Source organism: Protofrankia sp. Cas4, from assembly GCF_963555915.1.
Lineage (GTDB): Bacteria > Actinomycetota > Actinomycetes > Frankiales > Frankiaceae > Protofrankia.
In genome coordinates this window covers 22,582-30,963 of sequence record NZ_CAUVXL010000166.1, presented here as the reverse complement: position 1 = coordinate 30,963, position 8,382 = coordinate 22,582, and the positions used below count along the sequence as shown (strand labels likewise).

Below are 8,382 nucleotides of genomic sequence, written 5' to 3'. Positions count from 1 at the left end.
TTATTTCTACAGGCCCGGCCGTCGGTACCCGCCGGGATGCCGACGCGGGCACCCCGCAGCACGTGGCTGTCGCGATCGGCCCGGAGTACGGCACGGCACGGTCAGCCCGAGCTTCATCAAGGATGCCGCCCGCGAGGCGCTGCGCGGCCAGGGCCACGACCTCCTGAAGAAGACGGGTGCGGCGAACCTGTTCACCGTGTTCGGTGAGCCGGACATCGAGATCGCGCACACGCCCGACGGGCTCGTGGTCGACATCCGGGGCATCGATGTGTATGACCCGACCACCGACGATATCCGCTCGGACGGCCCGCCCAGCATCGCGCTGTGGATGGTCGACACGGCGTACAACGGGGAGTCGTTCCCCAAACCCGACACCGACAGGATCGCGGTCAAGGCGATCAACCACTACGGCGACGAAGTCATCAAGATCTACGAGGTGTGACCCGTGATCCCTCAGCGGTTGACAGACCAGCCGGCGCGCCGCAGGATCACGATCAACCGTCGATATGTCATGATCGGCCCATGAGTACGACAGCAGCCGACAATGTACGGCTGACCGTCCCGCTCTACACCGTCGCGGAGGCCGCTCGATACCTGGCGCTCAAGCGCACGACGTTCGCCACCTGGGCCAGAGGATACGTACGGCGGCCTGAGGGGCGTCGGGCGGTCACCAAAGAGGCTGTGGTCACATCGCTGCGGCCTGCCCATAAGAACGGACCGTCGGTGCCGTTCGTGGGGCTGACCGAGGGGATGGTTCTCGCCGCATTCCGGCAGGCTCACGTTCCTCTCCAACAGATCCGCCCGGCACTCGATTTTCTGCGGGCCGAGGTGGGCATCGAGCATGCCCTGGCATGCAGGCGGCTGTACCTCGTCGGGGCCGAACTGCTGTGGGACTATGCCCACCACAATGACGCCGATCCGCTGGCCGCGCGTCGAACCCTCGAGTTGGTCAGCCTCCGCAGCGGTCAGCGTGTTTTTACCGAGGTCGTGCAGAGGTACCTGAGGCTCATTACTTATGCCGACGACGATCTCGGCGAGCGGGTCCAGCTGCCCGGTTACGACACGGCCTTGATCGCGGTTGATCCGCAGATGAACTTCGGGCGCCCGTATTTCCTCCACAGCGGGGTCCGAGTCGAGACCGTCCTACGCCGTCACCAGGCCGGTGAGAGCATCGAGGACCTGACTGATGACTATGGGATCCCACTCGACGAGATCGCGGACGCGATAGATGTCGCGGCCCGATACACAGCCTGAACCACCGGTCTTCTTCACCGACCGTGATCTCGGGGCAAAAATCGTTCCAAGCAGATTACGCGCGGCCGGATTCGTGGTTGTGGTCATGCAGGAGCACTACGGCACGGAGAAGTCCCAGGCGGCTAAGGATCACGAGTGGATACCCGAAGTCTCAGCTCTCAACATGGCGATCCTGACGAACGACACGGCGATGCGATTCGATGGGTTGATACGAAAGGCGATAGTTGAGTCGCGGGCTCGGTGCTTCGCCCTCGCCAGGCAGAACCTGACAGGCCCACAAATGGCTGATCGCATAATTGCTAATCGTGATGCAATTCTTTCCGTCGCGGGACTGTTGCCGGGCGTTCTTTGGGAACGATGTGAATCTGGTGTTGTGGCAGGAGCATCAGATTCACATCGTTAAGAGTCTGGTCTGAATCCTCTGTCCGGGCGAGCCCAAGATTCAAAACAGGCTCATAGAGCGCCTGTACCGTAACCAGCTACGGGGTCAGGTTGTGGTGACGGCCTGTAGGGGTGTCCATGCGTTGCCAGCCAGGGCGGTACGGATGGCGTGCATGGGTGGGATGGCGTGCATGGGTGGGATGGCGTGGAGCCGTTTGGCCAGCACATATCCGGGGTGCCGGCCACCCTTGGTGGTGCACCCGGTCCTTGTTGGCGGCGATCCCGGCTGCGGCCTGTTCGAGGTAGGCGGCGCGGACCTGCTCGATCTTACCGCCGGTCAGGCAGGTGCGGCCCTCGGCCAGGGCCGCACTGACGGCCGACCGGCCCGCACGCAGCACCTCGATCATCGCCGTCGCCCATGCCTGGAGCCCGGGTTCGGCCTCGGCGACACCCCGAACCGAACGGATCAGGTGCGCTTTACACAGCTGGCGCGCGGTGAGGATCTTCTCGTACGCGTCGTAGCTGGCGTAGTCGTCGCACACCAGGGTGCCGGTGTAACGGCTGAACAGGCCGAAGGCGTCGAAGGCGGCATGGCCCGGGTGTGCCCGGCGCCCAGCTGTGGACGGACGGCAGGCCACGGTCGTCGCGTACTGGACGGGTGCAGGGCCCGGATGACCTTCGCCGAGGAGCGGCCACAGTACGAAACCTCGCTACCCCCACCCCGGCCTTGCGGTCGATGTAGAGCGATCGGCAGGGACGGTCACCTTCCGCGAGCGTTCGGCGGCCCCGTACCCGCTGAGGCTGGTGCCACTGTGCCGCCGGCGGAGACCGTCGGTAGGCGCCGCTAGAGTTCAGGGAAGGGTAGGGCAAGAAAGGGGACCGATGGCTAGCGATTCCTTCGTCCATCTGCATGTTCACACCGAGTACTCGATGTTGGACGGTGCGGCCAAGGTCAATTCTCTGTGTGCCGAGGCGGCCCGTCTCGGGATGCCCGCGGTCGGCATGACCGATCATGGTAATATGTTCGGTTCCTACGAGTTTCAGCAAGCTGCGAAGAAATCCGGTGTCAAGCCGATCATCGGTATCGAGGCGTACATCGCACCCGAATCGCGTTTCCACAAGAAGCCCATCTTCTGGGGCGAGGGCGGCCAGCGTAACGCCGACCCCGACGGGGAAGGCGGTGACGTTTCCGGTAGCGGCTCCTACACCCACATGACCATGCTCGCCGCCAATGCGACCGGCTTGCGGAACCTCTTTCGCCTCTCCAGCCTGGCGAGTCTCGACGGCTACTACCGCAAACCTCGGATGGATCGCGAGCTGATCTCCGAACACGCCGTCGGAATCATCGCGACAACGGGCTGTCCCTCCGGTGAGGTCCAGACCCGGCTGCGCCTGGGTCAGTTCGACAAGGCGCTGGAAGCGGCCGCGACCTTTCAGGACATCTTCGGCGCGGAGAACTATTTCCTTGAGCTGATGGACCACGGCCTGGCCATCGAACGCAGCGTGCGCGACGGACTCCTGCGAATCGCCCGGGAGCTGGATCTGGCGCCGCTCGCGACGAATGACAGCCACTACGTCACCAAGGATCAGGCGGATTCGCACAGCGCGCTGCTGTGTGTCGGCACCGGCAAGACACTCGACGACCCCAAGCGTTTCAAGTTCGACGGAGACGGCTACTACCTCAAGAGCCCCGACGAGATGCGGGAGCTGTGGGACGGTCAGGTTTCCGGCGCCTGCGACAGTTCTCTGCTGATCGCCGAGCGGGTCGAACCGTATGACGACGTGTTCACCTTTGTCGACCGAATGCCACGCTTCCCCGTCCCCGCCGGGGAGGACCAGCTGTCGTGGTTGTACAAAGAGGTCGCCCGAGGAGTGGAGCACCGGTTCGGCGCCAACCCCTCGCAGGATGTCCGCGAGCGGATCGACTACGAACTCCGGATGATCGACCAGATGGGTTTTCCCGCCTACTTCCTGGTCGTCGCCGACATCTGCCGGGAGGCGCGCGACAAGGGTATCCGGGTGGGGCCGGGACGCGGCTCGGCCACCGGTTCGATGGTCGCCTACGTCCTGGGGATAACCGAGCTCGACCCGATCGAACACAAACTGATCTTCGAGCGGTTCCTGAACCCCGAACGGGTCACCCCTCCCGACGTCGACCTGGACTTCGACGAACGCCGTCGCGGCGACATGATCCGTTACGTGACGGAGAAATACGGTGAGGAGAAGGTCTGCCAGATCCTTACCTTCGGCACCATCAAGGCAAAAGCTGCGATCAAGGACTCCTGCCGCGTCCTGGGCTACCCCTACTCCCTCGGCGACCGCATCACCAAGGCGATGCCGCCGGACGTGTTCGGCAAGGGCATCCCGCTGTCGGGCATCACCGATCCCCAACACGAGCGGTACAGCGAGGCGGCGGAGGTTCGCGGCCTCTACGAAACCGATCAGGAGGTCCGAAAGGTCATCGATACCGCCCGCGGGTTGGAAGGACTCACCCGTGGAACCGGCGTGCACGCCGCCGGGGTCATTCTCTGCTCCGAACCGTTGCTGAATGTTCTGCCGATCCACCGGCGCGACGCCGACGGTGCCATCATCACGGGCTTCCCGTTCCCGCAGTGCGAGGACATGGGCCTGCTGAAAATGGACTTCCTGGGCCTGCGGAACCTCACCGTCATCGACGACGCGATCCGCAACATCCGCCAGAACCGCGGGATCGACCTCGACCTCCAGACCCTTCCGCTGGCCGACGTCCCCACCTTCGAGCTGTTGGCCCGTGGTGACACACTCGGGGTGTTCCAGCTTGACGGTGGCCCTATGCGCAGTCTGCTGCGTCTCATGGCGCCGACCACGTTCGAGGACATCGCGGCCGTGCTGGCGCTGTACCGACCGGGACCCATGGCGGCGAACTCGCACATCGAGTACGCCGACCGCAAGAACGGCCGCAAGCCCATCACGCCCATCCACCCGGAACTGCGGGACGCACTCGAAAGCATCCTCGGCGACACCTACCATCTCGTCGTCTACCAGGAGCACGTGCTCGCCATCGCACGCGAGCTCGCCGGCTACAGCCTCGGTAAGGCCGACCTGCTGCGCCGCGCCATGGGGAAGAAGAAGAAGGAGATCCTGGACGCCAGCTATGCCGAGTTCATGGTGGGTATGGACGAAAAAGGTTACTCGAAGGTGGCCGCGCAGGCGGTGTGGGACGTTCTGCTCCCGTTCTCCGGCTATGGCTTCAACAAGTCGCACACCGCCGGTTACGGTGTCGTCTCCTTCTGGACGGCTTATCTGAAGGCCAACTATCCAGCCGAGTTCATGGCCGCCCTGCTCACCTCCGTCGGCGACGACAAGGACAAGATGGCGGTATATCTGGCGGAGTGCCGCAAGATGGGGATCCGCGTGCTGCCGCCGGATGTCAACGACTCATCCCTGTATTTCACCCCGGTCGGCACCGACGTCCGTTTCGGTCTGGGTGCCATTCGGAACGTCGGGGCGCCGGTGGTCGACTCGATCAGGGCCACGCGGCAGAAGAAGGGCGCGTTCACCTCGTTCCCGGATTTCCTCGACAAGGTCGAGATCGGTGTCTGTAACAAACGTACCGTCGATTCCCTCATCAAGGCGGGCAGCTTCGATTCGCTCGGCCACACCCGCCGGGCGCTGGTGAGTGTCCACGAGGTCGCCATCGACGCCGTCGTCGGCCCTAAGCGGGCTGAGGCGTTCGGCCAGTATGGTCTGTTCGGAGATGGCGACGAGAACGAGGGCGAACCGGTGAAGATCGGTCTCAACCTCGATCTCAGTGCCGCGGAGTGGCCGCGCCCTGAACTCCTCGCGCAGGAACGCGAGATGCTCGGCCTCTACGTTTCCAGCCATCCGCTGGAGGGCGCCGAAAAGATCCTGGAACGCAATCGGGACATCTCAATCGTTGATCTTCTTGACAGTGGCCGAAGCGAGGGCGCTGTCCGCATAGCGGGCGTGATCGCGAAGGTCGATCGGCGGGTTAACAAGACCAGCGGCAGCCTCTGGGCCATCCTCACCCTTGAGGATCTCGACGCCGCCGTGGAGGTTCTGTTCTTCCCGAAGAGCTATGAAATCCACGGCACTGAGCTGGTGCCCGACGCCGTCGTCTCCGTGCGGGGCAGGCTCAATGAGCGCGACGGCGCCATCAGTATCTTCGGACAGGATCTCACCACGCTCGACGTGTCGAGTGTCAGTGCGGACGCGGAGCCGCCTGTTGTCCTCACGGTACCCACTCACAAGGTGACCCCGGACCTCGTCAACAACCTCAAGCACATCCTGACCACCCATCCCGGCAGCACCCCCGTGCACCTGCGGCTGCAGAGCCCGCGGCGGACCTCCTTGCTCAAGCTCGGACCCGAGGTCGACACGACCGGAGCCTTCTGGGGAGACATCAAGAGCCTCCTCGGCGCGAAGGCCGTCGCCTCGTGACCGCGAGCTGACGAGACGGCCCTCACGCAGTCGTTCAGCCACTGGGTCGCCCGGACTCTGGGTCGCCCGGACTCTGAAGCAACTGCCGGCCGACGGCGACCCACGCGCGACCCGCCCGCGCTGCGCCGGCCGGGTTCTATCGACGGCTTGACACGCCGGATACCCATCAAACGGTCAATGCCATTGTGTATGAGCCGGCTGTGACCGTGGATGAACATTCTCACCCGTGACTGCCTTATCGTCCCGGAGTCGGGTTCGATATGGTTTGTAGCCAGGTGTCTGCGGGATGCGGACACGCCCGTCGTGTCATCACTTTATGCCACTGCGTTGTGCCATTACGGGTTGCTTATGCACGTCGTCGTTGTGTGGGAGGGGGCATTGCCAGTGTCTGAGCAGGACGAATCGGTTCACCTGGAGTCGCGTGGGCCGTGGTCGGGTCAGTGGGGGACGTCGGAGGGGGACGTCGACGGCCGGGTGGACAGTGCGTCCGAACCGTGGCGGATCGCGCGTTCCGTCGCGAACCCGTTGCGCCTTCGCCTGGGCGTAGCACAGCAGGCCGTTGCGGCCGGGGTGCCGAGCCGGCTCTGAACAGGTCGGCCTGAGCACGCCATGGCCTGAGCACGCTATGCCGAAGGCCGCGGTACCGAACGAGTCGGTGCCGCGGCCTTCGATATTCTGCCTCAGATTACAGGGGCCGCCGGGCGTGCGGGAGAAACCATGATCGCACGCCCTTTGGCTGGATCTACGCTATTGGGGCCGCCGGGCGTGCGGGAGAAACCATGATCGCACGCCCTTTGGCCTTGCCCCCGGGTCGGATCAGGCCTGACCGGTTGTCGTCGCGGATGGCGGACCCTGGCGGCGCCCCCCGCGGCGCTGCTGGTCGGACCCGCGGCCGGATGCCGAACCACCGCGGGATGCCGGGGCACCCCACTGCTTGTCCGTGCCGCGCCGCGAGCCGCCGGACGGCCGTCCCTGCGCCGGCACCCTGGCCGAGACCGACTCGGCCGAGGCGGTCCGCTGCTGCGGCAGGATCCGAGGCGCGGGCGGTCCGGCAAGGCGTGCTACGACCTCGGCGTCCGCGTCGGCCGCTTCCGGCTGGGCGTCACTACCGGCGGCACGCAGTAGCGCGCGTACGATGCCACGTTCTTCGGGCAGCGAGACGAGCACGTCGGCGCCGTGCGCGCCCGCTCGGGCCGTCCGTCCGCCGCGGTGCTGGTAGGTCTTGGGATCACTCGGAAGCCCTGCGTGCACCACGATGTCGACGCCGTCGACGTGGATGCCGCGAGCGGCCACGTCGGTGGCGACCAGTACCCGGTGCGCGCCGTCGGCGAACCCGGCGAGTGCCCGGGTCCGAGCGTTCTGCGCCATGCCGCCGTGCAGCGGCTGGGCCGGGACGCCCGAGCGGGTGAGCTGCTCGGCGAGCCGGTCCGCGCCCCGCTGGGTGCGAGCGAACACCAGGGTCCGCCCGGAACCACCGGCGAGCGCGGTGACCAGGCGGGTGTGGGCAGCCGGATCCGAGGCTTCGAGAGCGTGCCGCGACAGCGTCGAGACCTGCGCGGTCTCCGAGTCGATGGCGACGAGCACCGGTTCGGGCAGGTACTGACGGACCAGCACCTCCACCTCGCGGTCGAGGGTCGCGCTGAACATCAGCCGCTGACCACCGGCCGGGGTCGCGTCCAGCAGCGCTCGCACGGCCGGGAGGAAGCCGAGGTCACACATGTAGTCGGCCTCGTCCAACACCGTGATCGCGATCTCCTCCAGAGAGCAGGCACCGCGTTCGATCAGGTCGCCAAGGCGTCCGGGCGTGGCGACGACGATGTGCACTCCGCGCCGCAGCGAGCTGATCTGGCGGGAGATCGACGTCCCGCCGTACACCGCGCGTAGCCGAAGGCCCAGTGGCCGGGCGAGCGGGTCCAGCGCGTCGTGGACCTGCTGGGCGAGTTCCCGGGTCGGAACGAGGATCAGGCCGCGGGGGCGTCCCGGCGCGACAGCGCGGTTCTTCGACAGCTCCGCGAGCATCGGCAGGCCGAACCCGAGGGTCTTGCCCGATCCGGTGCTTGCCCGGCCGAGGACGTTCTCACCGGCAAGGACGTCGGGCAGGGTTGCGGCCTGTACTGCGAACGGGGCGGTGATCCCCTGTCGGGCAAGGGCGCTGACGAGGGCCGCCGGTAGGCCGGCGTCCGCGAAGGAGCTGACCGGTGGCCGTGGCTCGCGGGTCGGCAGAGTCGGGCGGGGCGGAGTCGCGGATCGGTTCGGGCCGTTCTGCTTGCCGCCCGGACGAGGGCCGCCGCGACCGCGGTAGGCGCC

General features: G+C 66.0%; 6 protein-coding genes and 1 pseudogene. 5 read left to right on the top strand and 2 right to left on the bottom strand.

Features of this window, described 5'->3' with window-relative positions:
• The 3 genes and pseudogenes from U9979_RS15425 to U9979_RS25240 form a co-directional block, all read left to right on the top strand.
• Positions 1–442, top strand: a pseudogene (locus tag U9979_RS15425) (hypothetical protein); the annotation flags it as partial.
• An 80-nt stretch (positions 443–522) separates the two neighbouring features.
• Positions 523–1,254, top strand: a complete 732-nt coding sequence (locus U9979_RS15420; protein WP_322779923.1) for a DUF433 domain-containing protein — start codon at positions 523–525, stop codon at positions 1,252–1,254.
• Complete coding sequence (locus U9979_RS25240; protein WP_416220228.1) at positions 1,229–1,657, top strand: hypothetical protein; 429 nt, start codon at positions 1,229–1,231, stop codon at positions 1,655–1,657. Before U9979_RS15420 ends, U9979_RS25240 begins: the two co-directional genes overlap by 26 nt.
• 76 nt (positions 1,658–1,733) lie before the next feature.
• On the opposite strand, the gene U9979_RS15415 is transcribed toward U9979_RS25240, so the two are convergent.
• Entirely contained in the window at positions 1,734–2,273 is a 540-nt protein-coding gene (locus U9979_RS15415; RefSeq protein WP_322779922.1) for an IS66 family transposase, read from the bottom strand.
• A gap of 244 nt (positions 2,274–2,517) precedes the next feature.
• Here U9979_RS15415 and dnaE point away from each other — a divergent pair, with 244 nt between their 5' ends.
• Together dnaE and U9979_RS15405 are read left to right on the top strand one after the other, a co-directional pair.
• Positions 2,518–6,075: a DNA polymerase III subunit alpha gene (dnaE, locus tag U9979_RS15410; protein WP_322779921.1), complete on the top strand. Its 3,558-nt coding sequence runs from the start codon at positions 2,518–2,520 to the stop codon at positions 6,073–6,075.
• Between the two features lie 378 nt (positions 6,076–6,453).
• Positions 6,454–6,663 carry a hypothetical protein gene (locus tag U9979_RS15405; protein ID WP_322779920.1) on the top strand — a complete coding sequence of 70 codons (210 nt, stop codon included), beginning with the start codon at positions 6,454–6,456 and terminating at the stop codon, positions 6,661–6,663.
• A gap of 228 nt (positions 6,664–6,891) precedes the next feature.
• Here the strand turns inward: U9979_RS15405 and U9979_RS15400 are convergent, their stop codons facing one another.
• Positions 6,892–8,175, bottom strand: a complete 1,284-nt coding sequence (locus U9979_RS15400) for a DEAD/DEAH box helicase (protein ID WP_416220229.1) — start codon at positions 8,173–8,175, stop codon at positions 6,892–6,894.
• Positions 8,176–8,382: the final 207 nt, after the last annotated feature.

Bases quoted from the DNA above. Each gene is read 5' to 3' on its own strand.
- U9979_RS15420 (WP_322779923.1), top strand. From the start codon at position 523: ATGAGTACGACAGCAGCCGACAATGTACGGCTGACCGTCCCGCTCTAC.
- U9979_RS25240 (WP_416220228.1), top strand. From the start codon at position 1,229: ATGTCGCGGCCCGATACACAGCCTGAACCACCGGTCTTCTTCACCGAC.
- dnaE (WP_322779921.1), top strand. From the start codon at position 2,518: ATGGCTAGCGATTCCTTCGTCCATCTGCATGTTCACACCGAGTACTCG.